The following is a 25,078-nucleotide window of genomic DNA, read 5'->3' on the forward strand; positions in this document are numbered from 1 at the left end:
GCTACAAGGGATTGGTCAAAAATACCGCTCAGATGTTCTCGCTGTTCGGGCTTGCCAATTTGCTGTTGGCTCGCCGGTGGCTATGCAGAACAGGCAGCCTAGTTGCGCCTTGAAAACAAGAAATGAGGGTAATAATGCAAAAAATGATGCGATTCAGGTCAAAATTGGGCAAATTATCGCAATATTACATAATCACTCGGCTTGATCTCTACTGCGCGATGAGTTATTCAGCGTTTCCTTAGCTTTTAAGGGTAGTTGGAGTCCGGTACAGAATCACGAATCCAATACCGGCAATACGCACAACAAGATCACATAACAAAAATCATACTAAAATCATCGACTATATTCTCAATTCGCAGCCTAACTCTATACCTATCCAGTTCCATAACTCGCCGCTTACCCCATTTACCCGCAAACCCGCTACCACAAGCTTACTTCGGCGCTCTAAAGAAAGAGAGTAATAATCCATTCGCGGAATTTGGGTTTTCCAATACGCTTGACCAAATATTCGATTTATATATAATGATCTTGAGAAAAAAGCGTTTATTTTTACTATATGCCTCTAATCGTATTGGCACAAATTACTAAAACAAGGAGAAGCAAATGGCCATCATTAATGGAACTGAATTGAACGACATTCTCACTGCGCTGAATGTGGATATCAACGGGATTGGCGACGAAATATATGGCCTTGGCGGCAACGACACAATCACTGGATTTTTAGGCAGTGACAAGCTGTTCGGTGGCGCAGGACGCGACATACTCTATGGCATGGACGGCCACGATACAATGGATGGCGGCGCTGACAATGACCGGCTGTTTGGTGGCAACGGCAATGATGGCATGATCGGCGGTGCTGGTAACGACTATCTGGATGGCGAGCTGGGATATGATGCGGTGGATTATCGCGGGGTCACGGGCACGCGCGGGGTGACTGTCGATCTTCGTATTACCAAGGCCCAGAATACAAAGGCTGATGGATACGATACAATTGTTAATGTCGAGCAGGTCTGGGGTTCGAACCTCAATGATACGATCACCGGCTCGAACGGCGACAATGATCTTTATGGCTTCAATGGCAGCGACATCATCAACGGCGCTGGCGGAAACGACAATATCTTTGGCGGCGAATTCGGAGAAACTACAGGTAACACCCTGTCCGGTGGCGATGGCAATGACAACATTCTCGCCTCATCTGGTGCAGACACGTTGCGTGGCGATGCGGGGAACGACCGCCTGACGGGCTCGCTTGGCACCGACCGGTTGACGGGTGGCACTGGCGCTGATCGATTTGTATTTGACAACTTGGCCGATTCCACGGTGGCCGCAGCCGACACGATCACGGATTTCAATGGTGCTGAAGACCTGATCATGCTGGTACCCCTGCAATTCACCGCATCGCAGACCTTTATTGGCGCGTCGGCTTTCTCGGCAACCGGTGGGGCCGAACTGCGGGTGACAACGGCAGCGGGCGTTCAGACGCTTCAGGCCGATGCCAACGGTGATGGCACAGCCGATATGGCCATCAAGGTGATCGGCACGGCACTTGCCGCTGATGACTTCATCTATTCACCTGGCGGTTTCGGTATCTGATCCCGCAAGGGATTGCATAGTTGCAAGCCTGGGTTCGCTATTTGGCGTGCCCCGGCTTCAATTTAATGTCGCTTGCTTATACTGATATGGCCTGCGGCATAACAGGCGATAATCGTTAGGGTCAGGAACCGAATCTCGAATCCAATACCGGCAACGCACACACCACAAGATCACAAAATAAAAATCATACTGAATCCATCAGCTATATCCTCAATTCTCAATTCGCGACCTGGCCCCATGCTTTCCCCTTGGCCCCATTCTTTCCGCGATTCGTAATTCGGCACATGGTGCTGGTCATGCGCTATCAATTGTCTCCAACAACGATTGGGGTTATTCTACGCAAAAATAAAGAGCAGGAATTCTTGATCCTAGACACCTTTTCCCCGTTTACGTTTCTATCGATAACTGGAATTAGTCTTCAACGTCACCATTCTTAGGTACAATCGCCATGTAAGTAATAGATGCAGTGAGGGGTGGGCCTTGTTCTGGGTTAGCGGAATCACTCAGCAAAGTACGTTGCCCTGTTTTTGGATCTACCCGGAAGAGTGAGCTGTAGAATTCAGTCATAACAGCGCTTACGACTATTTTTCCAGATTTTTCCACTACGGTGCCGCGGGGAGCGAATCCTGTAATTCCTTGCGCAGAATTGTCAAAATCGCTGAGAATAGTACGTTGACCTGTCTTTGGATCTATCCGCAAAAGGAAGCTCCCGCCAATAGCCAAGATCTGCTTGGACGTCTCAGTTGCCAAGCCAGCGCTAAAAAACAGGCCAGCAATAATAGGCCCTTGCGCAGCATTAGTGAGATCGCTCAAAAGCTTGCGCTTACCCGTTCTTGGGCTAACTCGAAAAATTGCTCCACTTGCGTAATCATTTTCATTGGCTGTACCAATCAGAATTTTCCCTGAGTGTTCAATAACAAGGTCAGTAATGAACGTACCTGTATCAATCGCCCCCTGATCTGGATTAAAAAGGTCACTGACAAGAACGCGCGCATCAGTTTCTGGATCGATGCGAACAAGTACACTGTGGCCCTCTAGGTTTGGCAGTACCTGCTTAGATAGATTCGCTATTACCTTGCCTTTGGCATTCACGGCCAAACCATAATAAAAAGCCCCTTCAATATCGCCCTGTCCGAAGTCGCTGACGAGGGTACGATGGCCAGTGTTGGGATCGACCTTAAAAAGAGCGCGGCCAGAATCCGAGACATAAATCTGCACTATTTCTCCGTCACTGCAATCATGAGGATTTCTGTTCTCAGACTTACTGCTCGCCGATTCTGCGCGCTCGTCCAATTTGCATCGGAAGACTGCAACGCTAAGCGGGGATGATCCGAAGCTGCCTTGTACCGCATCGCCGAAGTCACTGAGAATCCTACGCTGGCCCGTTGCTGGATCTACCGCAACCAATGCGCCGCGTCCATCCGTTCCACCCGCATAATCGGTGACCAAAATATCGCCGACCTTAACTCCGGCCTCAGCATGACTTGCGGCTAACAGCAACCCTGCCAGCAGTAAGATGCAGCAGTAAAAATAACGCACACTAGAAAACCACACCTCGTTATAGATTCGGTTTAGATAAGAGACACAATAAGAACGTTGTGTACTCACAATCACCTGTTTCTTCATAAGATTTACCCTTTTCGTTTGCATTAATCTAATAAAGCAATAATAAAGTTACTATAGATTTACTATACTCCCAAAAAGAGATATTTAACAATTTTGTAGGGAAGTGGGAAGCATGGGGGGAAGCATGGGGACAGGTCGCGAATTGAGAATGTTGTCGATGAATACATTTTTCGTTTTGTAATCAGAATTCGTGATTCGGTACCTGACCCCGTTGTTTTCCAGGTAACACCCTGTCCGGTGGCGATGGCAATGACAACATTCTCGCCTCGTCTGGTGCAGACACGTTGCGTGGCGATGCGGGGAACGACCGCCTGACGGGCTCGCTTGGCACGGACCGGTTGACGGGTGGCACTGGCGCTGATCGATTTGTATTTGACAACTTGGCCGATTCCACGGTGGCCGCAGCCGACACGATCACGGATTTCAATGGTGCTGAAGACCTGATCATGCTGGCACCCCTGCAATTCACCGCATCGCAGACCTTTATTGGCGCGTCGGCTTTCTCGGCAACCGGTGGGGCCGAACTGCGGGTGACAACGGCAGCGGGCGTTCAGACGCTTCAGGCCGATGCCAACGGTGATGGCACAGCCGATATGGCCATCAAGGTGATCGGCACGGCACTTGCCGCTGATGACTTCATCTATTCACCTAGCGGTTTCGGTATCTGATCCCGCAAGGGATTGCATAGTTGCAAGCTTGGGTTCGCTATTTGGCGTGCCCCGGCTTCAATTTAATGTCGCTTGCTTATACTGATATGGCCTGCGGCATGATAGGCGATAATCGTTAGGGTCAGGAACCGAATCTCGAATCCAATACCGACAACGCACACCACTAGGTTACAAAACAAAACAAAACAAAAGTCAAATTTAATTCATCGGCTATATTCTCAATTCGCGACCTGGCCCCCGCCATTATTCTGGCCCCCACCCTTATTCATCCTTATTTAATTTAGGCTATGTCATCGTTAGTTAGTGGTAATCATGTAACCTAATGAATTTGAAACAAAATATCAATTATTGGTTTTTTAGTTAATGACTTGTTTATCAATGATAATTTGTGTTTGTTTACAGTGACCAACAATTAATGATGACATAGCCTTAATTTATCTCCAATGCGCTTTTTAAACTTATCCAATACCTGTTCGGCGGGGTGTTCATCGTTCATCAAAGTCACAATAGCCAGAACAGAGAGTGAACCTATAGTTTCAGCAAAACGAAGAACATTAAGGAGTTCTTCATCAGAATAGTTTGGTTCAATCGCTTCCGCTGTATTCCACCACTGCACATGCATGCCGCCGGTATGCGTATAGGAACACATGGTTTTCCATGTGCGTTCTTTGATATGAGAAAGAGTCTGTTCCATGAAAGCCGGAGCTCTTTCAAGATCTTTCAACAAACAATTAATCTTCGGTGGTTCGCATCCCTTGAGGAATTTCGCTACCTCAATATCAGTTGCGCACAGTGCTAGCCATTCTCCGCGCACATATGCTTCAAATGCTATGCGCAACAAGGCAAAACTCGACGCATAGAGATGTTCATCCATCAGGAGAACGATTGCATGATGATGATCCTGTGCAATCGCTAAACAAGCCCCAGACGCCCGCACGCGGTTGTTAGCAGGAAGTTCACGTTCGTGGATTGTTAAACGCAACCACTCTACATAGTTGCCGGCATCAGAGAGTTGCTTATCAAAAAGCATATACTTGTCCTTTCGTGTTAGAACGCGACTTTATCAGTTCGCTGTGATAAGCGGCATGATAATTAAAGCAAGAAAAATGAAATCGATCCTATAAATATACAACTCTGATTGACGGTTCTGATAAATTATTCAAATGACCAATCCCCACATGATAAAATTCATCCTGATTTTTGATTGTTCATCCGGCTAACCTGAAATTTCAATCCCGGCTTTATCATCCATGATACAACTCACCATTAATGGACAACCGCAGCAATTTGAGTCGCCGATTAACGTGACGCAGCTTATCGATCATCTTGCATTGCACGGCAAACGCATCGCCATCGAACGCAATGGTGAGATTATTCCGCGCAGCCAATTCTCGGAACAAATTCTGGTTCATGGGGATCAGTTGGAAGTTGTTGTCGCAGTGGGCGGCGGTTAAATTCCGCGCTATTAAACAAATATACCTTTGGAACAAAAAAAGAATTTCATGGATAACTTAGTTATTGCCGGCAAGACATACACATCCCGCTTACTGGTCGGCACAGGGAAATACAAAGATTTCAGCGAAACCCGCGCAGCCGTTGAAACCAGCGGCGCTGAGATCATCACGGTCGCGATCCGGCGGACGAATATCGGGCAAAATTCTAATGAGCCCAATTTGCTGGATGTTTTGCCGCCAACGCAATATACCTTACTGCCCAACACGGCGGGCTGTTATACCGTTGAAGACGCGGTGCGCACGCTACGTCTGGCGCGCGAATTACTGGATGGGCACAGCTTGGTCAAACTGGAAGTACTGGGCGATCCCAAAACACTGTACCCGAACATGGTGGAAACGCTTAAAGCGGCGGAAATCCTGATTAAGGAGGATTTTCAGGTGATGGTTTACACTTCGGATGACCCGATTATTGCCAAACAACTGGAAGACATGGGTTGTGTCGCCGTCATGCCGTTGGCTTCGTTAATTGGCTCGGGCATGGGCATTTTGAATCCATGGAATCTGCAAATCATCATCGACAATGCCAAAATCCCGGTATTGGTTGATGCGGGCGTCGGCACGGCGTCCGATGCGACCATTGCGATGGAACTGGGTTGCGATGGCGTACTGATGAACACGGCGATTGCTGCAGCCAGAAACCCGGTATTGATGGCATCCGCGATGCGCAAAGCTGTTGAAGCGGGACGCGAAGCGTATCTGGCCGGACGCATGGCGAAGAAACTCTACAGCGCCAGCCCCAGCTCGCCAACGGATGGTGTCATCGCCCACTCAGACACAGTTATAAAGAAATCAGCAACGGGTAAACCGGTTTAGTTAGCCGCACGCACGCCGTCAATCTTACCAGCCGATGCAACAAACCATCCGCAGCTTCGTTCTTCGCCAAGGACGCTTATCCAATGCACAACGCCGCGCCTGTGAAACATTGCTACCCCGGTTTGGCATTCCATTTAGCGAGAACTGGCTAGATCTGGATCAAGTTTTCTGCCGCCCGGCACCCAAAATCCTGGAAATCGGATTCGGCATGGGCGAGAGCACCGCGACTATCGCAACGGCGCATCCTGAAAATGATTATCTTGGAATTGAAGTGCATACGCCCGGAGTCGGCAGTCTGCTCAATCAAATCGAGCATCTCGAATTGACGAATTTACGCATCATTCAACATGATGCGGTCGAAGTACTGCAACACATGCTGCCAGCGGAATGTTTAGATGGCGTTCACATTTTCTTTCCCGATCCGTGGCCAAAAGCCAGGCACCACAAACGTAGATTGATCCAGCCGGCGCTGGTTACTCATTTGTGTGCACATTTAAAAACGGGCGGATATATCCATGTCGCTACCGATTGGGAAGACTATGCCGTACAGATTCTGCAGGTTTTAAGTCAGGAATCCCAACTCACCAACACCGTGACAGATTATGCGCCCCGGCCGGAATATCGGCCATTGACTAAGTTTGAGCAAAGAGGACTCAAGCTCGGGCATGGCGTTTGGGATTTGATTTTTCAGAAAAACTGCATTACCGGTGTTTTGTAGCAGATGTTTTGTTCAAGCGCAGAAAGTTGAACGCTCATATTCCTTGTATCTTGTTGATATCAAATCCCCATTTAATCGGGTCTTCAATATTTTCAATACTGTCCGTTCCTTTTGATAAATCTAGAATTTCTACTGGAATATGGGCGTTCGCTCGCGTAGAAAAGAAAATCTTAATGATGGGTGCTGTCAATTTTTTCTGGGATTGTTCAATCACCACACCCAATCGTCCGGATTTGAGCTTTACCAAAGTACTGGTTGGATAAATACCAATTGTTTTAACAAAAGCCTGGAAAACCTTTTCATCAAAATGACCGGCCCATGTCGCCATTTTGTGGATTGATTCAGCAGGCGACCATGCAGGCTTGTAACAACGGCTTGAAGAAACGGCATCATAGACATCACAAACCGCCCCCATACGTGCAAACAAAGTAAGCGCGTCGCCGGATATTTTTTCCGGATAACCTTGCCCATCCACACGTTCATGATGATGCAAGCAAACATCCAAAGCTGTTTCATGAACTTGATAACAGGATTTAAGTATTTCCCAGCCGCGTTGTGGATGGCTTTTGATAATAGTAAACTCTTCATCCGTCAATTTTCCAGGCTTATCCAGTACTTCACTGGGAATCGCCATTTTCCCGACATCATGGAGTAGCCCAGCAACACCGGCTTGTCTGAGCTGTTCACCACTTAACCCTAATTGTCTTCCCACTGCAACCATCAGCATACAAACCGCAACAGAATGTAAGTAAGTATACTCATTGACAGTTTTTAGCCGGATCAGGCTGAGTAATGCGTTGGAGTTCCGTTCCATAGATTGATTAATCTCATCAACCAGTGATACCGCTTCTTCGATTTCAAGCGCTTTACCCATGCGAACATCGCTGAACATGGTCGTAACCGCTTCTTTTGCCTTTTTATGTATTTTTTTAGCAGCAACCAGCTCCTCATCGACCGAAACTTTCTTTGCCGGCCGCGGTGTTTCAGCTTTCGGTTTGTCTGAGTCAGGAATAACAACAGCTGCGGATTGCGCCTGTTCGCTTACGGCAACATCAAGGCCTTTACTGGTATCGATCCATATTTCATCCAAGGTACAACTCAGAAGCTTATCCAGATCTTTTTGCTGATCCAGCAGGAATGATTTTTTCCAAAATGGATGTTCTAACCAGTTCCCTTTAATTTCATGAATATACATTCCCAGTCGAACATCATCAGCTTGCACTTTTTTTATCATAGAACTCAATATCGGAAGTAGAAAAGAAACGGCGGATTTAGGAACCTGCCACCCCAATTAATACTAGCAAGTTAAATCTCACAGATCCCAGCGGATCCTGAGTTTTAAAATGTTACGATTTAGTTACGGTCAATAAGATAATTTATTAAGGAATATAATAACTCGATGCCATATCTGCTTTAAATTACAAAGATGAATCACGCAGCTTTAGTGTTTTTTTTGTTCAGTCCGGTGAACTTCCGTTTCTTCAATGATTTGTGCATCTTCGATGATAACTGTCTGGCTCGCCTCAGCCTGCCGGTTTATATCCTCGGGTTGCTGCATGGCGTTTTCAAATTTTCTGCGCAGCCACCAAAAGCGTATTCCGACCACCACGACAGCTACTGCGAGTAAAGCAAGGAAAGCCGCAAAAAAGAAAACACCCAAAACAGCCATAAGCGCAACAACCGGAATGAGTATTGCAATGGTAATCCAGCGGTTAACCGGAGAAACCGGCACACGGTGGAATTCTCCCGATTCATTTTGACGGTATTCAGAAACCTTGCTGATAATTATTTTCCTTTCTTCATCGTTCATTGCATCAGCTCCTCTATTTCGGCTATGGTTTTGGGTGCTGCCTGAGTCAAAAGTTCATGGCCGGTTTGTGTGACAATCACATCGTCTTCGATGCGTATCCCGATATTCCAGAAATGTTGCGGAACATTATCCGCCGGACGGATATAACATCCTGGCTCAACGGTTAGCACCATACCGGGTTGCAGCAGACGCCAATCGCCTTTTTGTTTGTACTCACCGGCATCATGCACATCCATTCCCAGCCAGTGCCCGGTCCGGTGCATATAAAAGCGTTTGTAATCTCCCGATTCCAGCACGGCATCCACACTGCCCTGACACAATCCCAGATCAATAAAGCCTTGCGCCAGTACATGTAAGGCAGCTTTATGCGGATCGTTCCAGTTATTTTCCAGTTTCACTTGAGAAATTGCCGCGGCCTGTGCAGCCAAAACCAGTTGATAGACATCCCTCTGCACAGCGCTAAATTTTCCATTAACCGGGAATGTCCGCGTAATATCCGATGCATAGCCATCCAACTCACAACCGGCATCAATCAGTAATAAATCTCCCGATTTCAACTCGGCATTGTTCTCCACATAATGTAACACACAGGCGTTGGCGCCACCGGCAACAATGGATGTGTAGGCTGGCGCTTGCGCGCCGTGCCGGTAGAAGGTGTAGAGCAATTCCGCTTCAATTTCATATTCACGCATTCCCGGACGGGTTGTCTGCATCGCACGCTGATGCGCCTGGGTCGAGATATCTGCCGCGCGCTGCATAATTTGTAATTCATCCGTCCCTTTAATCAGACGCATTTCATCCAATAATGCCCGGCAATCATGAATTTCACCCGGCGCAACCACACCCGTGCGCGATTGTTCTCGCACCCGGTTTAACCAGCCGACGATACGTTGATCCCAGGCATGATCCTGTCCCAATGCGGTATAAACTGCAGGCTGATCCGCCAATAGTTTGGGAAGCAATTCGTCCAGTTTAGCAATCGAATACGCTTCATCAAAACCAAACGCCTCTTTGGCAGCTTCCGGACCATAGCGAAAACCATCCCATATCTCGCGTTCCATGTCTTTTTCGCGGCAAAACAAAACATGCTTTGCCGGTGTTTTTTCTGTCGCGGCAATGAGTACCAACACAGCCTCAGGTTCGCGGAAACCCGTCAAATAATAAAAATAGCTGTCAAACCGGTAAGAATAATGTGCATCCCGATTGCGTAATCGTTCGGGAGCCGTTGGGACAATAGCGACACCGCCATGCATTTTGGATACCAACAGCTGCCGGCGTGCGATAAAAGGTTGAATGTGTGTCATAGCGAGATACTTTGAATTTTTAGACTGCGCCCGTTGTTGATTATTCTAATTGAGACTTGAGTTGCTGATCCAGTAATTCAAGCCGTTCCGGTGTTCCTACATCAATCCATTGGCCGGAAAAATATTCACCGCTTACTTTTCCCGCTTGCATTGCCTGCCGCAGCAGTGGCGCCAGTTTTACCGGCAAGCCTGGTTTTATTTCGTTAAAAAACTGTGGTTGATAAATACCGATACCGCTAAAAGTCAATCTGTTGTCCCCAGCCAGTTGCACTTGATCTCCCTGCAACGCAAAATCACCCTCAGCATGATGCGGCGGATTGTCGATCAAAACAAGGTGCGCAAGCTGCTGGTTGGTGTTTGATTGCAGCGTATGCATTACCGGTAATAACGATGCATAATCCATTTCACAATAAATATCCGCATTGACAACCAAAAAGGGCAAGTTGCCGGATCGGTCCGTCAAAAGTGGCAAAGCATTAGCAATCCCGCCCGCGGTTTCCAAAACAACTTTCTCGGGCGAATACTGAATGTTAACACCATACCGTTCACCATTACCCAAAGCATTCTCGATCATTTGACCGAGATACGCATGGTTGATCACAATATCGATAAAACCCGCACGCGCCAGATTTCTTAACTGATACTCGATTAATGCGTGCCCCCCCACCTTTAACAAAGGCTTTGGCAACGAATCGGTGAGCGGACGCATGCGTTCTCCGCGTCCCGCCGCGAGAATCATGGCCTTATAGGGAAAACTATTAGAAGGTGTAGCCAATTTTCTGGTCTGATTCAGTTGGATTCAGCTCATCCAGCAAGTTAAGCAGCAGATGAAGTTCCCGATAGCGTTTACAGGTTTTACGCAAATATTCCATCACCAGTGGCATATCATTCAGATAATTCTCTTTACCATCACGGTAATACAGGCGGGAAAAAACGCCCAAAATCTTAATATGCCGCTGCACGCCCATCCATTCAAAATCCCGGTAGAATTCCGCAAAATCAGTGGACACAGGTAGTCCGGCCTTGCGGGCTTTTTCCCAATAACGAATCATCCAATCCAGAATTCTTTCCTCATCCCACCGGATATAAGCATCCTTAAATAGCGACACCAAATCATATGTAATCGGGCCCACTACGGCATCCTGAAAATCGATAATCCCTGGGTTGGGAGATGTCACCATCAGATTACGCGAATGATAATCGCGATGTACCAATACTCTGGGCTGTGCAAGATTGTTTTGTATAATTCGCGTAAAAATTGATTGCAGAACGGCTTGCTGTTTTTCCGTTATAGTTACTCGCAAATGTTTCGCGACATACCAATCCGGAAACAAGTTGAGCTCTCTCAGCAATAATGCCTCATCGTAACCGGGCAAACCTTCCACCTGTTGCGACAATTGCAACTTAATCAGCGCCTCAATGGCGTCGCCATAAAGCTGATCAGCGCTAACGAATTGATTATTGAGTGCTTGCAAGAAAGTCGTATCACCCAAATCAGACAGCAATAAGAAACCTTGATCCAGATTTTGCGCTACTATTTTTGGCACGTGCGCGCCGGTCGCAGCCAGAATCTCCGCCACTTGAATGAATGGCGTGCAATCCTCCTGTTGCGGGGGTGCATCCATAGCAATCAGCGTCTGATCCTTGAAGGAAACACGGAAATATCGCCGGAAACTGGCGTCAGCAGAGGCTGGTTGCAAAGTAAACGGCTTCTCCGGAAATTGCTCCTTTAGCCAATTTTCAAGTAGTTGTATGCGTTCCATTTATGTATCCGGACAATTAACCGTTAATCAAAAGACAATTCTCCAATGCTAATTGATCAAAGGGAGTAGCATGGCAGAATAAACCTTACTTCTTAATACTGGCACCCTTTTCAATAACAGTGGATAATCAGATATTGTAAAGCTTTATCACATTTTGGGATTTTATCACGTCACTATCATCAACTGATCATGTGCTGGATCAGCCAACAAGGAGAACAACGATGCTTAATAAAAATGTAATTGACGAAATCAATGCCAAAGTCAGCGAAGTACTGCACAACAGCCCGGCCAAAGACATCGAGAAAAATATCCGGATGCTGTTATCAGGTGCGTTTACACGGCTTGATTTAGTCACACGTGATGAGTTTGATGTACAACAGGAAGTTTTACAACGCACCCGTGAAAAACTAATGGTTCTCGAAGGTAAAGTTTCCGAATTGGAAACATTGCTGAAAAAATCCACCCATCTATCAGCCGATCATCATGCGTCCTCCCACGCGGCAGAAGCAAAACAAGATAATGAAGATATGCATGACAAATAAGTCTATTTAACTTATTTTTTGTTATCTTTAAGTTAATTCCTGCTCGTTCCAGCACACCAGGATTACTAATTCTCAAATGTCACTCGCTGTCCTGTATAGCCGCGCACTTTCAGGTATACAAGCGCCGTTGGTGACAGTGGAAACGCACATTGCCAACGGCCTACCTAGCTTTACCATTGTCGGGCTCCCTGATACGGAAGTCAAAGAAAGCAAAGATCGCGTCAGGGCCGCTTTGCAAAATGCACAGTTCAAAATTCCCGCACAGCGCATCACCATCAATCTGGCCCCTGCCGATCTGCCCAAAGAAAGCGGGCGCTTTGATTTACCCATCGCACTGGGCATTCTGGCGGCAACCGGACAAATTCCCAAAGACAAATTGGATCAATATGAATGGGCTGGCGAGCTCGCTTTAACCGGAGAACTGCGCCCGATCCATGGCGCACTGGCGATGACTTATAATGCATCCCAATCCGGCCGTAGTTTTGTATTACCCCAGCAAAATGCCGCGGAAGCTGCACTGGTAAATAAAGCCACCATTTATGCAGCCAAATCACTGTTACAGATCTGTGCGCATCTGAGTGGACGCGAACCCTTACAAATTTACAAAAATCTACTCGAAAACAACACAGAAACCGGTGACTCAGCTTATCCTGATTTTGACGAAGTCAAAGGCCAAACCCATGCAAAACGCGCGCTGGAAATAGCCGCTTCCGGTGGTCACAGCCTTCTGATGATCGGCCCGCCCGGCACCGGAAAATCCATGCTGGCCGCACGCTTTCCCGGCATACTCCCACCCATGACCGAAGCGGAAGCACTAGAATCCGCAGCCATACAATCGCTCAGTTACGGCAGCTTCAATATCAGCAACTGGAAACGCCGCCCCTTCCGTTCCCCGCACCACACCGCATCCGGCGTGGCACTGGTGGGCGGCGGCAGCCACCCGCGCCCCGGAGAAATTTCACTGGCGATGCACGGCGTGTTATTCCTGGATGAATTGGCAGAGTTTGATCGCAAAGTACTGGAGGTACTGCGCGAGCCGCTGGAATCCGGAAAAATCACCATCTCCCGTGCAGCACGCCAAGCCGAATTTCCGGCACAATTCCAACTGATTGCGGCGATGAACCCCTGCCCCTGTGGCTATTTGGGACACCCTTCAGGAAAATGTCATTGTACGCCTGACCAAGTTGCTCGTTATCGCGCCCGAATTTCAGGCCCATTGCTAGATCGCATCGACATGCAGATCGAAGTCCCGGCTGTACCGCAAGAGGAATTGATGCGCCAACATACTGCCGCTGAGAAAAGCAATGCAATAAGAGCGCGCGTAACAAAATCGCACCAACGACAACTTGACCGGCAGGGAAAAACCAATAGCCGATTGAGCGTTAAGGAAATCGATCAGCATTGCACTATTGATTCTGCAAGCGAAACTCTGTTGAAACAAGCAATCAGCCGATTAAATCTTTCTGCCCGCGCGTATCATCGTATTCTTAAAGTCGCGCGAACCATTGCGGATTTATCGAGTGCCGAGAAAATCAGCAATCAACACATCGCCGAAGCGGTTCAGTATCGCAGATTGGATAAGCAATAGGTCTCATATTGCATCATCTTTTAAAACTAAATTAGAAAACATGATATTGATCTTTTGGTCTTTGATTCTTCATTCTGGACCGACTTCGGAGTCGGTGTAGCTCCCACATGGTCATCGCTCCGACCATCGCCAAGAGAAAGCAAACACCATAGCCCGCCCATGACTCCTTTGGCAAGGGTAAGGTAGAGTCGCTAAGTCGTTGAACCAGAAGTACACAGGAAATCGGTGGTAAGAATACCAGCGAGAGCACGCGTGCCACGGAAGTACCGATCCCGGGAATCAGCAATACATTCGGTAGCCAGACATTCTTTTCCTCTGGTTGTATATGCGCGCGACGGTATGCTTGTACGTGAACGAGGAGAAAACATGCCAGTGCAAGCAACAGCACCGGCAGGCCCCATACAGCGTGCAGGGAGCGTATCTCGACGCCATACACTGTCGGATACTTGGCTTTTTCTTCAATTTTTGTTTTCAGCAACTCTGTTGCGCGAGCAGTGTTCAGATCGCCGATGAGTCCGAGATTACGACGAAGCGTGCCAAGTATTGTTGCTTGCGAAGTATCGCTACTAGGAAGATAGGTAACGAATGGATTCTCGATACTCGTTCTGCCGGGAGATGCGAACGGCTCCCTGGGCATGATTTCTTCTATTCTGATGGTGTCGTCCTTGTGGTATTCCAATTCTATGGATGCAGTTTTGGCAATTGCCTCCATCAGGTTGAATGTGTATTGCTCCTTCGAGATATTAGGCCCCATCTTGCTGGTGTATTTGACCAACTCAAGAGATGAAAGGCCGCGAACCTCACTACGTACACCGGGAATCAGTCGAATGGCGATTTCATTATTACCGATGCGGATCGCTGCTAAGCCAGCCTTGATCGCAGCATTACAGTCGAACTTATTTGATCTAAGGACGTTAGCAACGGCATGGGTTGATGCCTGCACTAGATAGACTTCACCTTCTGAAAGATAACCAAGAGTTGTACTAATCGTCGCTGTCGCTGGTTCGGGCACAAGGACAACAGCCGAAGTTAACGATACTTCCACCTTGCTGCCAAATAGGCACATCGCGAAAAGGCCTTGTGCATGCGTAGTTGTGTCTTGCGATTTGATCCATTCCGCAGAGAAAACCTTATCCTTGCTGTAGCGCGTTGCAATATCACTTATGACTCTGGTCGTATCGAGTTGACTAATCGTTTCCACCGCATGCAGTGCGTTACGGTACTCCCCCGCAGGATCTTCTGAAAGCGCAAAAGCAAGCACTGCAACGGTCACCAGCATCAGCGTCCGGTGGATGGTAATCAGTGATTTACTGAATTCTTCCATTTGCCTTGGTTCTCATGTTTGCGCAAATTGTTGGGGGATAGCTCATAGAGAGGGATTATATTGTCGTTCCAGCATACCGAACAAAACGGTGTCCAGAATCGAGAATCCTTGTTCTTCCGAATAAGAACCCCAAATAACGCCGAATAAAGAATCAAAATGATGCAATCTCTACCCGTTGCGCGCTGTACTAAATGCAAGTTATTTTGTAGAGATTGTGGCACGCAGCATTTGGCGTGATCCCTGAACGCAATTTCCGTACTCAAAGTATGTTAGGCTTTGAGTTGCTACATAAGATGCTTAAAAGTAAACTACCACCGGCTTTGCCGATGGTATTGGGTTACTCTAGTTGCGGCTTGGAAAAATACCCTGCACGGCGATGCAATAATTCACGACAAGATAGGGCTGCATATTGGAATGTGGCTGACCTCCGCCTGCATTGCCAACCGCTGCGGTAGCCATGGTTGCGCCGCCCGCGCTGCTGAAGACGACATTGCCGTCGGAGTCCTGCGCCCAAAACTTTCCAGCCGGGCTGGTCTGGGTTCCCGGAACATTGCTGCAGTTTGCAGTATGACTGTGAAGAGGAAGCTGAGCGGCTGTGAGTGTTACGCCTTCTTCTCCGCCACGCTCTCCCTGGGCATGCCCTGGATTCACGTGCATCCCAGCACGGCCACGAAGATCCGGAAGCCCGAAAGTAATTCGGCCATCTCCTCCATACATTGTGCCCAATAAGGAAAACAGTGCCGTGTTTTGAGCAATTGGCAATAACTGACCATCGCAACTCGCCCAGCCTTTCGGTGTGAAACCAAATCCAAAAGGCCGAATTTCTCCCAAATAAGGTTCGCTCATATTATCCTCTCGTTATCTTATGGTGTTCTTGCATGGAAACACGCTCAATTTCTTGGTGGAAAAACACCTTGCAACGCAATGCAATAATTCAACACCAGGTAAGGCTGCAGATTATTGTGCGGCTGCCCGCCACCCGCAGCCACAACCGCGCCAGCGGCCATCTGTGATGGTCCGCTATCACCGTATTCCTTGCTTCCGCCAAGGTCCTGCGCCCAGAAATTGTCTGCGGGGGCAGGCTTGTTTCCATCACCGGCTTGGGCATTGGCGGGGTGATTATGCGACGGAATTTGTTGAATTGTTAGCGTTTCTGTCACCGTACCGCCGGATTCGCCCAGAGTACGGTCAGCAAGACCACTCCCTTTTCCCGCACCCATTGACACATTACCTTGAAGATTGGGTAGCGCGAAGGTTGATTTGCCATCGCCCCCATAGGTTGTGCCAAGAATCGAGAATAATGCCGTATTACTGGCGATGGGAAGCAGTTGTCCATTACACTGCGCCCAGCCCACTGGCGCAAAATTAAATCCAAATGACCGGATTTCTCCAATATACGGATCACTCATACAAGGATCTCCTTTTTTCAACTGTTATCTGGATTGCTATCATCCTAGCTTCTGGGAGGATAGATACCCTCGAGCGCAATGATGTAGTTGAGCACTAAATAGGGTTGTAGATTGTTATGCGGTTGTCCGCCGCCCGTATTGCCAATGGCCGCACCGGCCATCGGGCTGCCATCGGTCGTGCTGTAGGCTCCGGTATTACCACCGGGATCCGTTGACCAGAAGCTGTTCACAGGGCTGACGCTATTGCCGGTAGTATTCGAGCAAACCGCGGTATGGTGATGAACCGCCATTTGCCCGGCAGACAAGCTGACTGCTTCGCTGCCGCCAGGCTCCCCTATCACTCGTGGACTGAGACCGGGTCCAGCACCCTGGTGCAGCGGAATACGACCCGCGAGGTCCGGCAAAGCGAAAGTTGACACCCCATCACCGCCATAGGTCGTCCCGATGAGCGAAAACAGCACATCATTCTCCGCAATGGAAAGCAACTGACCCTGACACAAGGCCCAGCCCCTTGGAGCAAAATTCCCTGCAAAAGTCGTGATCTCACCTATAAATGGATCGGCCATACATTCTCTCCTTACACATAAAAGGGCTTCATCACCAAAATCACAATAGCACTAGACCATCTTACGCCGCGCCGCAACCAATATTGCCGGAAGTCCCATCAGCAATAAAGTGCTCGTCAGAGGCTCCGGAACGGCTGTCGCGATGTCCAGCGTGGAAAAATCCAACCCGGCCCCGTTAGATGGTGTCTCGCCGAACAAACCCAGCCCAGGTCCTGCCAGGGACAAGCTAATATTGACCGTACCCGATCCCAACGCTGAAAAGGTTGTCGCTGGCAGTGTCAGTGTATAAACATTGTCCTCTCTGCTGCCACCTCCATGTGATTCAAACAACGTATTGAGCGCACTGGTCAGATCAATACCATTCACTGAAAAGGAAGCGACCTGATTCCCGGTTGCAGCGGATTCGTGATCATAAATTCCGAGTATCAAACTGCCACCAGTAACGGTGTCCGCGATTGCGCCATACGAAAACGTCCAGCTGGCTGAGAAATTCGGACCACTGACATCCGAACCAACGAATACGCCATCAAACGGCGCGGACTCACCCGTTCCCGCAGCAAGGAAAGGCCCCGTATTCATTGTTGATCCATCGGCAAAATCCTGCTCGCCTACGGTCACGATCGTGTTTGCAAACGCAAACTGAGATCCGACCCAAAGCGCGAAGAACACAATTATTTTTGAAGACAAACTTTTTTTCATTGAAAGGCCTCCATTTAGGGTATGCACATATTCATTTTTAATAGCATTCACGAAACTGCAGCAGTAATCGCCGGTTGTATAATCAAAGTGAGGTGATTCTCGCCAGTCAGTTCAGTTACGTTATACTCCCATATCATAATTTAGATCAAGAGGTTTTTGAACCCTCAATTCATTATATTATTCATGAAATTAACCGGTTTTGCATGAATACTTCACCAGAAACCAGATGAAAAAGAGCAAGAGGGGGCAGGTCGCGAATCAAGAAGAATAAGTGTATACCGCAAGCCACGACAAGACCACTCCGTTTAGAATTCCCGAATGCGCTTTACCACGTCACTTCGCGTGGAGATCGCCGCGAAGCCATTTTTGAGGATGACGATGACCGGGCAAGGTTTTTAGAAATCCTTGGAACGGTTGTATCTGATTTTAACTGGCTGTGCCATGGCTATTGTTTGATGGATAACCATTATCATCTGATCATTGAAACGCTTGACGGGAATTTGTCAAAAGGTATGCGTCAACTCAATGGCATTTATACCCAAGCATCGAATCGCTGGCATGGGCGTGGCGGCCATCTTTTTCAAGGACGTGACAAAGCAATCCTGGTGGATAAAGATCGCTATTTGCTTGAGCTTTCCCGCTATGTTGTTTTGAATCCGCTAAGAGCCAAAGGCATGGTCAAACGGCTTGAAGACTGGCCGTGGAGCAGTTATCCGGCAATGGTGGGTGATGCTCCCAAACCTGAATGGCTGACAACGGACTGGGTTTTGTCTTTGTTTGGGAAGCAAAGGAAAATTGCAACGGAGAAATACCGGCAATTTGTCCTGGAAGGCGTGCAACATCAGCCTGAGATCTGGTCGAATTTGAAGGGGCAGATTTATATAGGGGATGCCGCTTTCGTCACTGAAATGCAGAAAAGAATCGGGAAAGAAAAGGACGATTTAAATATACCCCAGCAGCAAAAGCGGCTGGTTGCAGAGCCTTTATCTGAGATCGCAGCACAACACAAAGACCGCAGAACGGCGATTATTGCCGCCTACAAAACAGACGCATACAGCCAGCGAGAAATCGGGGAGTACTATCAATTGCACCCAACCACGGTTGGGGTTATTGTTCGCAAGAACAAGAATCTTAATTCTGGAGCTGACACCGGTTCCGCGCTGAAGGAAATCAAGATTAATCAACAACAAGATGGGTTACATCACAGCAGAGAGCAGTAGATTGACTTAGTAACTGTAATCAGGCAACCTGATTTGGGATTTAGTTCGTACAGTTTATGAAATAGAATTGGAATCGCTCAAATTATAATCCTAAGCATTTGATTCTATATTTTATTACATTTTCTGTGTGTTTTTCCACAGAGAGAGGATTCGGTCATTGCTATATTTAAATTGTTATTAACTTAGGGAAGCTCTGAATAACTGTCATTTCGAATGAGGCGAGAAATATATAACGTTGATTTACAAAGAATCCTCACTTTATTCGGAATGACAAACATGAGTTAATCAGAGCTTCCTTAGGTATGCAAAGAATCATCAAAAGCTACAGATGAATCTTATGAGAAATGAGATTGTTTCTTTTGGTTTATTGTGTGAAGTTCGTTGATAACATTTAATTCCAGCCTTGTAGAAAATTAATTAAGGGGAATGATTATGAAAAATTTAAAGCAATTAACACATATCTTAATCCCAACAATAATTGGATTTAGCGCAATCCATGTCAACGCTGCAAATAGTAATGTTCCTGTTATTCCTGCGGATGGCGTGATCCAGCCTCGCGTAGAGTTGAATCAAGGCTGGAATAAAGAAAAACGTCAATTATTCTGGTTTACCAGTCAAGGCTCCCGAGTTATTCCCTATAGCTTGTACGTGTTAGAGCAGGCTAGTGTCTAATTGCAAAAATAAGGTATTTTATTTTCTAAAATAACCATTTGTTTTATATTATCTTACTGCTCAAAGAATTTGTATCGAATTAATGCAATTAAACACTAGCTCTCGAGTAAAATCTGATGATAGTATAAATTCTGTTTGATCGGAGGACAATCAAGCCGAGTACTCAGGTTGGCGGAATTTTGTAATCTTTTTGTGATTTCTTTGTCGTCGGAAACATTTTATTGTGGTGTTATTTATTCCGAATTCCACGGGATTGTCTTGAATGATTCCTTATGGATGCGGCAACAATTCCTAGACCATAACTTACTAACTAGAAGGGGAGGATTTATGACTAATATTGCAACTAGCAACACCAAGGATTATCTGGCCGAATATGATAGTGCCGCCACGGCGGATAAATATCCCCTAGTGCGTCGCTGGATGATGACCGAACCGCTTCCATTTTTTAAACAATTACGCGCTCAGCGTCCTATCTTGGTTACCCCTGAATGTGTTTTAGTGAGTCGCTATGCGGACGTGACTGATTTATTACAAATGCCAAAAATATTTACGGTTGATCTGTACAAACCCAAAATGGGAGTGACAGCCACGGATCCTGGTTATTTAATGGCGCATGACGATAATGCCTTTCACTACCGCGAGAAATCCTTAATGCAAGGTTTGCTGAATCGTAATGATTTGCCGAGAATCCGTGCCTTAATCGCACAAGCCAGCCAAGAGATTCTTGCGAACGCTGATGGCAATATCGACATCGTATACAACTATTGCCGTATGGTGCCAGCCATCCTGGTGCAGCAATACTTTGGTTTGGGTAATGTGGATAAAAAGGATTTAATCGATTGGTCATTTTGGAATCAATATAATACATTTCACAACCAACCATTTGATTTAAATTCACCAGAACAAAACAAATTTATTTTAGATAACCATGCACGCGTATCTGCTGCGCTCGCCAATTACATTAAAAAAGAATTGATCGAAAAATTAGCCATGGTGAAGCTAGAACAAGCCAAAGATTTCTTCACGATTGTTCAGCGCATTGTAAAAGGTATTCTTGATAAGCTGACTGGCAAGCCCACGCTCATTCCGAAAGATGATGTGTTCACACGTATGCTGCGTACCAGTTTTCCGCAACAAGTTGAATTTGATTTAGTACGCGTGGGTGCTAATGCAGGTGGTTTGTTGATTGGATCGATTGAAACCACTTCACAAGCAACGGCTCAAGTAATCGAGTTTTTTGTTAATCAACCAGATCTGTTGGCAAAAGCCAAAACCGCAGCCCAACAAACAGACCTGCAAGAATTTGATAATATCGTGTGGGAAGCGCTGCGTTATGTACCGATTAGTCCCTATATGTTCCGCCAAACTTCGCAAGACTATACCTTAGCAAAAGGTACCGATTATGAGACGCTGATACCTGCTAGAACTAATGTACTTGTGCTTACGCAATCGGCAATGTTTGATACGTTTGCCAACACCAACCCAGATGAATTCAATCCAGACCGCACTTTCTATCACAACTTTAATTTCGGATTTGGTTCACATGATTGTTTAGGTAAATATGTGGGCATGGAAATGATCCCGGAAATGGTCCGCCAAGTGTTGCTGCTAAAGAATTTGCGAGCAGCAGCGCCGATTGATTTTAAAAATGGACCATTCCCAGAATCCTACTCATTAGTTTGGGATAAATAAGTTATTGCAACGAAGCACTATTCTTCATATATCTATCAATGCCTTCGTATATAAGGTCATTGATAGGGTATCTCCAATGGGCATGATTTGAATGTCGCTACTCGAATAACAACGAGTAGCGTTAAAAATCATATTTGATATAAACAATAGCTTCATAAGGAAATTACATGAAAAAATTGTTATTGGGTTTGGTTGTAGTGGTAATTGGTGCGGCTTATTTTTTGTATTCCGCCGATGGCGGTTTTAGTAAGCAACTGGCTGCACCTGAGCCGCCCGCTTTTGTAAAGGCGGTGCCCGATGACTGGGAAGCATTCAAACAAAATAAAATGGCCGCGCGCGACGCACACATTGCTAAATATCAGACTGCCTACAATCGCTTTGCGGACTTTGCTCAAAGTGAAACGGATGGTGTTCCCTACATCATCTTAAAATTATTGCCAATGATTGCACCTGAATATTGGGGAGAAGGTGATGATTTCTTAAGCGTCATGGGCCTGTTTTACGATGAGCGATTGCAGGGTTCACCAGTTCCACGTGGCATGGGTTTTACTGGTATGTCGCGTGTTGATCCGAAAGGTAATATTGATTACGCTTCTTTCGCCTGTGGTGCATGCCATATTGGGCGAGTACGTCTTGATGACAACAGCATTTATTATCTAGATGGTGGCATTAATTCTGAATTTAATGTGATCGGTTATCGCAAACGCTTAGTACAATCCATTACTAAGTTGGTGGGTAAGGAAACGGAACTTGCTAAACAAACACAACTGATCAAAGAAAAAATTCTAACCGCATTGGATGAAGCGCGTGCTTCTGATCCAAATTATTTTTATAAAAATTATACTTATGAAGACCGGAGATTTGACACTGCATACGAGCAGGTGCAAATTGATTTATTCAAATCAACCGCTGATAAAGTGATTACACAGTTTATTCAGCACCATGTTAGTGAATATGAAGGCTGGAAAGCATTTGTCGAAAAATACTACAAAGGAGCGGAGTCACGATTGTTTGATGGTTTGCCCGGAATGGAAGATGCAATTGGTTTCAATACCGTGAAAGCCAATATTAACTTAAAACAAAAGGCGCTCACGAAGCCATTTGCATCACTCGCGTTGCCGCCGAGTCACGGTGTGACGGATATTATGGCGGTGTGGGAACAAAATACGCACGACCCAGTGTGGAATAGCGATAAATCCGATTTAATCAATGGTGGTGGACAGTGGACAGGACATATTCCATTACCTATCTATAAAAACATTGCGGCACAATTAACGATAGGTTATGAGAATGTGGATGTGCGCGTATCGGCATTTTCAGAAGAAGTACTGGAGAAAATGCCTGCAAGTGTTTATCCGTTTGAAGTGGATATTGCATTAGCGAAAAAAGGCCAGGCATTATTTGCTGAAAACTGCGCCGCCTGCCATCAACCGAATAATGGCAAGGTTTACCGCGATATAGGCACAGATATGGGGCGTGCTAAGGTTGCCGGATTGTTTGTCACGCTCGGTGCGATCAGCGGTTTTAACGATGTGTGTGGCGCGGATACTATAGTGCAAATGTATGGCAAAGATGCCAAACCTTGTGCGCACTATAAAGGTGTCTCACTGGAGGGTAAAAAATCTTTAGCAATGACACCACCCAAATTACATGATGGTTACAATGCGTTACCCTTGGTAGGGCTATGGGCGCAAGCGCCTTACTTACACAATGGCTCGGTGCCAACGCTTTATCATTTATTGATGCCTAATGAACGCCCAGCCGTGTTCGTAAAAAGCCGTTTGGATTATGACAAAAAGTTGATCGGTTTTGCATGGAATGCAAACGAAACGGCAGCAAATAAAGAAGGTTACGTTTTTGATACTCGCTTATCTCCAGCTATGAGTAATAAAGGTCACGACAAAGATATTCAGCAAGATGGCAAAACTTTCAAACTTAATTGGAGTAATGACAAAGCGGGAGCCTTGGCGATCATCGAATACTTAAAAACCCTTTAAAAACTCCTTCTGATTCACCCCAGAATTTTGCTGGGGTGACACAAGATTTTCGAGTATTCTCAGTGGTCAGTAGAATGATGTGATCGCCCTATATGCCTCCTAAGTGTTAGCCCTTATAAGCTTACCAAATAAATACCCATGATATTTACAATCCCAGCGCGTATGACTCAAACTTTGATACGCCTTCATTTTTGACTCCTCGTCTCGCGATTGGGACGAGCAGTTACAACGATCGCCTTAACGGTCAACTAATCGTTTGTGTTGGTATCTTTAATCGGTTCAATGTCAATTGTAGCATTAGGCCATGCACTAAATGGAAATGGACACTGATCACTGTTAAATGACAGAAAGATTATTATTTGATGGATATAGGCACCTAAATTCTTACTGAATTCAAGTAGCAACACATTTGCTTGACCAGTTAATATCAACGTAACATACTGAAAAAAGAAAATACTGATAATCAAGAAATTAGAGAAACCATAGATACACATAAAAAGAATCATATAAAAACCACGTTGCCAGATTTCTTTTTTTTGTAATCTTTGTTTGATTTCTTCATTCATTTTACTTTCCTATAAAAGTAGAGTTTAGTCATCATTCTGCATTCTAGAATAACATGGTCGCACTATTCACTGTAACAGTGTAAGTGAAGAATAAACAAACGCACAAACCCAAGCTTTTGCGTTTAAAGAAAACGAATGCAAACTTTCTCGGAATTATTTTTTATATACGAACTGATTTCCAATAGTTAGATTTCCAGTAAACATTATCTAACCGGGATATTGTGACGCCTTGTTTTTGAGAGGCATGTAGAAATTTATTCTTCTCCAGATAAATCCCTACATGTTCTGAGGCTGAGCCGGTTTTAAAGAATATCAGGTCACCGGCCTTTAAATCATCTTTCCTGATTTCTTTTCCTACTCTTGATTGCATTCTGGTCGTTCTGGGCAGATGCAAGCCGAGCTTTGATTTAAACGTCAAATGCACAAAGCCAGAACAATCAACTCCCCGCTGACTGAGTCCGCCTCGTTGATAACGTACACCCTGCCATTCACTAAACTGGGAATAAAGTGCTTTTTTGACGTGACTGGTATCAGTCGATTGATTAGCAGCCGGATTAGGATCAAACTTAACTGAAGTTCTTTCCTGAAGAGACCCGCAACTCACTAAAAAGCTAATACCAATAAATACGATAAATCGAGAAATAATCTTTTTCATTGACGATGTATTTTTTACTTTACCTCAAATCAAGAAATATGTATGAATGCAAGTTAAACACGATTGCCGTGTGACCCCATACTGGACACTTTTGACAATACAGATCTGGCCATATCTTTCAGTGAAACAACATCGTTCACTCCGCCCGCTGCAATTGCTTCTTTAGGCATTCCAAAAACAACACAGCTTGCTTCATCTTGTGCAAAATTATGAGCGCCTGCTTTACGCATTTCCAGCATTCCAGCAGCACCATCTTTACCCATACCTGTCAGAATCACACCAATGGCATTCTTACCTGCACAATTAGCCGCTGAACGAAATAGTACATCAACTGAAGGC

26 protein-coding genes and 1 pseudogene are annotated in these 25,078 nt (G+C 46.1%); 12 read left to right on the forward strand and 15 right to left on the reverse strand.

Annotation, left to right across the window (positions count from 1 at the left end; genetic code table 11):
* Positions 1-113 (forward strand): annotated as a pseudogene (locus QZ942_RS07540) (IS5/IS1182 family transposase); the annotation flags it as partial.
* Between the two features lie 490 nt (positions 114-603).
* On the forward strand, positions 604-1,593 hold the full coding sequence (locus tag QZ942_RS07545) for a calcium-binding protein (RefSeq protein WP_292994246.1): 990 nt from the start codon (positions 604-606) through the stop codon (positions 1,591-1,593).
* 411 nt (positions 1,594-2,004) lie between these two features.
* On the opposite strand, the gene QZ942_RS07550 is transcribed toward QZ942_RS07545, so the two are convergent.
* Entirely contained in the window at positions 2,005-3,132 is a 1,128-nt protein-coding gene (locus QZ942_RS07550; RefSeq protein WP_292994248.1) for a hypothetical protein, read from the reverse strand.
* Positions 3,133-3,449: 317 nt separating this feature from the next.
* Between QZ942_RS07550 and QZ942_RS07555 the strand changes: the two genes are divergently transcribed.
* A complete protein-coding gene (locus tag QZ942_RS07555; RefSeq protein WP_292994291.1) occupies positions 3,450-3,887 on the forward strand; it encodes a M10 family metallopeptidase C-terminal domain-containing protein in 438 nt (145 codons plus the stop codon).
* Positions 3,888-4,299: 412 nt separating this feature from the next.
* Here QZ942_RS07555 and QZ942_RS07560 read toward each other — a convergent pair whose 3' ends face one another.
* Positions 4,300-4,917 (reverse strand): hypothetical protein, encoded by a 618-nt coding sequence (locus QZ942_RS07560; protein WP_292994250.1) that lies wholly within the window; start codon positions 4,915-4,917, stop codon positions 4,300-4,302.
* A gap of 220 nt (positions 4,918-5,137) precedes the next feature.
* On the opposite strand from QZ942_RS07560, the gene thiS reads away from it, so the two are divergent.
* The 3 genes from thiS to trmB are packed head-to-tail and all read left to right on the forward strand — an operon-like array spanning position 5,138 to position 6,932.
* The gene (gene thiS, locus QZ942_RS07565) at positions 5,138-5,341 is read left to right on the forward strand and encodes a sulfur carrier protein ThiS (protein WP_013965108.1); all 204 of its coding nucleotides are present in this window, start codon (positions 5,138-5,140) and stop codon (positions 5,339-5,341) included.
* A gap of 48 nt (positions 5,342-5,389) precedes the next feature.
* Entirely contained in the window at positions 5,390-6,214 is an 825-nt protein-coding gene (locus tag QZ942_RS07570; protein ID WP_292994253.1) for a thiazole synthase, read from the forward strand.
* Positions 6,215-6,248: 34 nt separating this feature from the next.
* Positions 6,249-6,932 carry a tRNA (guanosine(46)-N7)-methyltransferase TrmB gene (gene trmB, locus QZ942_RS07575; protein ID WP_292994255.1) on the forward strand — a complete coding sequence of 228 codons (684 nt, stop codon included), beginning with the start codon at positions 6,249-6,251 and terminating at the stop codon, positions 6,930-6,932.
* A gap of 34 nt (positions 6,933-6,966) precedes the next feature.
* On the opposite strand, the gene QZ942_RS07580 is transcribed toward trmB, so the two are convergent.
* The 5 genes from QZ942_RS07580 to QZ942_RS07600 form a co-directional block, all read right to left on the reverse strand.
* Complete coding sequence (locus tag QZ942_RS07580; RefSeq protein ID WP_292994257.1) at positions 6,967-8,166, reverse strand: HD-GYP domain-containing protein; 1,200 nt, start codon at positions 8,164-8,166, stop codon at positions 6,967-6,969.
* Between the two features lie 207 nt (positions 8,167-8,373).
* Positions 8,374-8,742 carry a hypothetical protein gene (locus QZ942_RS07585; protein WP_292994259.1) on the reverse strand — a complete coding sequence of 123 codons (369 nt, stop codon included), beginning with the start codon at positions 8,740-8,742 and terminating at the stop codon, positions 8,374-8,376.
* Positions 8,739-10,046 (reverse strand): Xaa-Pro aminopeptidase, encoded by a 1,308-nt coding sequence (gene pepP / locus QZ942_RS07590; RefSeq protein ID WP_292994261.1) that lies wholly within the window; start codon positions 10,044-10,046, stop codon positions 8,739-8,741. The genes QZ942_RS07585 and pepP overlap by 4 nt, the downstream gene beginning before the upstream one ends.
* Positions 10,047-10,086: 40 nt before the next feature.
* Entirely contained in the window at positions 10,087-10,785 is a 699-nt protein-coding gene (murU, locus tag QZ942_RS07595; RefSeq protein ID WP_292994293.1) for an N-acetylmuramate alpha-1-phosphate uridylyltransferase MurU, read from the reverse strand.
* 19 nt (positions 10,786-10,804) lie between these two features.
* On the reverse strand, positions 10,805-11,809 hold the full coding sequence (locus tag QZ942_RS07600; protein ID WP_292994263.1) for a phosphotransferase: 1,005 nt from the start codon (positions 11,807-11,809) through the stop codon (positions 10,805-10,807).
* 221 nt (positions 11,810-12,030) lie between these two features.
* Here QZ942_RS07600 and QZ942_RS07605 point away from each other — a divergent pair, with 221 nt between their 5' ends.
* Positions 12,031-12,351 carry an accessory factor UbiK family protein gene (locus QZ942_RS07605; protein WP_292994265.1) on the forward strand — a complete coding sequence of 107 codons (321 nt, stop codon included), beginning with the start codon at positions 12,031-12,033 and terminating at the stop codon, positions 12,349-12,351.
* A 76-nt stretch (positions 12,352-12,427) separates the two neighbouring features.
* A complete protein-coding gene (locus tag QZ942_RS07610) occupies positions 12,428-13,939 on the forward strand; it encodes a YifB family Mg chelatase-like AAA ATPase (RefSeq protein ID WP_292994267.1) in 1,512 nt (503 codons plus the stop codon).
* A gap of 31 nt (positions 13,940-13,970) precedes the next feature.
* Here the strand turns inward: QZ942_RS07610 and QZ942_RS07615 are convergent, their stop codons facing one another.
* The 5 genes from QZ942_RS07615 to QZ942_RS07635 form a co-directional block, all read right to left on the reverse strand.
* The gene (locus tag QZ942_RS07615; RefSeq protein WP_292994269.1) at positions 13,971-15,263 is read right to left on the reverse strand and encodes a hypothetical protein; all 1,293 of its coding nucleotides are present in this window, start codon (positions 15,261-15,263) and stop codon (positions 13,971-13,973) included.
* Between the two features lie 342 nt (positions 15,264-15,605).
* Positions 15,606-16,109: a tail fiber protein gene (locus QZ942_RS07620; protein ID WP_292994271.1), complete on the reverse strand. Its 504-nt coding sequence runs from the start codon at positions 16,107-16,109 to the stop codon at positions 15,606-15,608.
* A gap of 44 nt (positions 16,110-16,153) precedes the next feature.
* Positions 16,154-16,672 carry a tail fiber protein gene (locus tag QZ942_RS07625; protein WP_292994273.1) on the reverse strand — a complete coding sequence of 173 codons (519 nt, stop codon included), beginning with the start codon at positions 16,670-16,672 and terminating at the stop codon, positions 16,154-16,156.
* 44 nt (positions 16,673-16,716) lie between these two features.
* Entirely contained in the window at positions 16,717-17,238 is a 522-nt protein-coding gene (locus tag QZ942_RS07630) for a tail fiber protein (RefSeq protein WP_292994275.1), read from the reverse strand.
* Between the two features lie 51 nt (positions 17,239-17,289).
* Positions 17,290-17,937, reverse strand: coding sequence for a hypothetical protein (locus tag QZ942_RS07635; protein ID WP_292994277.1), 648 nt, complete (start codon positions 17,935-17,937; stop codon positions 17,290-17,292).
* A gap of 275 nt (positions 17,938-18,212) precedes the next feature.
* Between QZ942_RS07635 and QZ942_RS07640 the strand changes: the two genes are divergently transcribed.
* The 4 genes from QZ942_RS07640 to QZ942_RS07655 all read left to right on the forward strand — a co-directional run bounded on the left by QZ942_RS07640 (position 18,213) and on the right by QZ942_RS07655 (position 23,518).
* The gene (locus QZ942_RS07640; RefSeq protein ID WP_292994295.1) at positions 18,213-19,157 is read left to right on the forward strand and encodes a transposase; all 945 of its coding nucleotides are present in this window, start codon (positions 18,213-18,215) and stop codon (positions 19,155-19,157) included.
* A 432-nt stretch (positions 19,158-19,589) separates the two neighbouring features.
* Positions 19,590-19,829 (forward strand): hypothetical protein, encoded by a 240-nt coding sequence (locus QZ942_RS07645; protein WP_292994279.1) that lies wholly within the window; start codon positions 19,590-19,592, stop codon positions 19,827-19,829.
* A gap of 327 nt (positions 19,830-20,156) precedes the next feature.
* Positions 20,157-21,521, forward strand: coding sequence for a cytochrome P450 (locus tag QZ942_RS07650; protein ID WP_292994281.1), 1,365 nt, complete (start codon positions 20,157-20,159; stop codon positions 21,519-21,521).
* A gap of 167 nt (positions 21,522-21,688) precedes the next feature.
* Positions 21,689-23,518, forward strand: a complete 1,830-nt coding sequence (locus tag QZ942_RS07655) for a c-type cytochrome (protein WP_292994283.1) — start codon at positions 21,689-21,691, stop codon at positions 23,516-23,518.
* A 248-nt stretch (positions 23,519-23,766) separates the two neighbouring features.
* On the opposite strand, the gene QZ942_RS07660 is transcribed toward QZ942_RS07655, so the two are convergent.
* The 3 genes from QZ942_RS07660 to QZ942_RS07670 form a co-directional block, all read right to left on the reverse strand.
* Positions 23,767-24,084: a DUF4389 domain-containing protein gene (locus QZ942_RS07660; RefSeq protein ID WP_292994285.1), complete on the reverse strand. Its 318-nt coding sequence runs from the start codon at positions 24,082-24,084 to the stop codon at positions 23,767-23,769.
* Positions 24,085-24,244: 160 nt separating this feature from the next.
* Positions 24,245-24,739: an NlpC/P60 family protein gene (locus QZ942_RS07665; protein ID WP_292994287.1), complete on the reverse strand. Its 495-nt coding sequence runs from the start codon at positions 24,737-24,739 to the stop codon at positions 24,245-24,247.
* Positions 24,740-24,792: 53 nt separating this feature from the next.
* Positions 24,793-25,078 (reverse strand): chemotaxis protein CheB (locus tag QZ942_RS07670; RefSeq protein ID WP_292994289.1); only part of this gene is annotated, 286 nt, incomplete at its 5' end.

This window comes from Nitrosomonas sp. (genome assembly GCF_021731985.1).
Classification (GTDB): Bacteria; Pseudomonadota; Gammaproteobacteria; order Burkholderiales; family Nitrosomonadaceae; genus Nitrosomonas.

Excerpts from the sequence above, each read along its gene's own strand:
- QZ942_RS07610 (WP_292994267.1), top strand. The coding sequence starts at position 12,428 with ATGTCACTCGCTGTCCTGTATAGCCGCGCACTTTCAGGTATACAAGCG.
- QZ942_RS07645 (WP_292994279.1), top strand. The coding sequence starts at position 19,590 with ATGAAAAATTTAAAGCAATTAACACATATCTTAATCCCAACAATAATT.
- QZ942_RS07665 (WP_292994287.1), bottom strand. The coding sequence starts at position 24,739 with ATGAAAAAGATTATTTCTCGATTTATCGTATTTATTGGTATTAGCTTT.
- QZ942_RS07605 (WP_292994265.1), top strand. The coding sequence starts at position 12,031 with ATGCTTAATAAAAATGTAATTGACGAAATCAATGCCAAAGTCAGCGAA.
- QZ942_RS07655 (WP_292994283.1), top strand. The coding sequence starts at position 21,689 with ATGAAAAAATTGTTATTGGGTTTGGTTGTAGTGGTAATTGGTGCGGCT.
- QZ942_RS07620 (WP_292994271.1), bottom strand. The coding sequence starts at position 16,109 with ATGAGCGAACCTTATTTGGGAGAAATTCGGCCTTTTGGATTTGGTTTC.
- QZ942_RS07650 (WP_292994281.1), top strand. The coding sequence starts at position 20,157 with ATGACTAATATTGCAACTAGCAACACCAAGGATTATCTGGCCGAATAT.
- thiS (WP_013965108.1), top strand. The coding sequence starts at position 5,138 with ATGATACAACTCACCATTAATGGACAACCGCAGCAATTTGAGTCGCCG.
- QZ942_RS07600 (WP_292994263.1), bottom strand. The coding sequence starts at position 11,809 with ATGGAACGCATACAACTACTTGAAAATTGGCTAAAGGAGCAATTTCCG.
- QZ942_RS07630 (WP_292994275.1), bottom strand. The coding sequence starts at position 17,238 with ATGGCCGATCCATTTATAGGTGAGATCACGACTTTTGCAGGGAATTTT.
- QZ942_RS07625 (WP_292994273.1), bottom strand. The coding sequence starts at position 16,672 with ATGAGTGATCCGTATATTGGAGAAATCCGGTCATTTGGATTTAATTTT.
- pepP (WP_292994261.1), bottom strand. The coding sequence starts at position 10,046 with ATGACACACATTCAACCTTTTATCGCACGCCGGCAGCTGTTGGTATCC.
- QZ942_RS07545 (WP_292994246.1), top strand. The coding sequence starts at position 604 with ATGGCCATCATTAATGGAACTGAATTGAACGACATTCTCACTGCGCTG.
- QZ942_RS07615 (WP_292994269.1), bottom strand. The coding sequence starts at position 15,263 with ATGGAAGAATTCAGTAAATCACTGATTACCATCCACCGGACGCTGATG.
- QZ942_RS07635 (WP_292994277.1), bottom strand. The coding sequence starts at position 17,937 with ATGAAAAAAAGTTTGTCTTCAAAAATAATTGTGTTCTTCGCGCTTTGG.
- QZ942_RS07570 (WP_292994253.1), top strand. The coding sequence starts at position 5,390 with ATGGATAACTTAGTTATTGCCGGCAAGACATACACATCCCGCTTACTG.
- QZ942_RS07585 (WP_292994259.1), bottom strand. The coding sequence starts at position 8,742 with ATGAACGATGAAGAAAGGAAAATAATTATCAGCAAGGTTTCTGAATAC.
- QZ942_RS07580 (WP_292994257.1), bottom strand. The coding sequence starts at position 8,166 with ATGATAAAAAAAGTGCAAGCTGATGATGTTCGACTGGGAATGTATATT.
- murU (WP_292994293.1), bottom strand. The coding sequence starts at position 10,785 with ATGATTCTCGCGGCGGGACGCGGAGAACGCATGCGTCCGCTCACCGAT.
- QZ942_RS07660 (WP_292994285.1), bottom strand. The coding sequence starts at position 24,084 with ATGAATGAAGAAATCAAACAAAGATTACAAAAAAAAGAAATCTGGCAA.
- QZ942_RS07560 (WP_292994250.1), bottom strand. The coding sequence starts at position 4,917 with ATGCTTTTTGATAAGCAACTCTCTGATGCCGGCAACTATGTAGAGTGG.
- trmB (WP_292994255.1), top strand. The coding sequence starts at position 6,249 with ATGCAACAAACCATCCGCAGCTTCGTTCTTCGCCAAGGACGCTTATCC.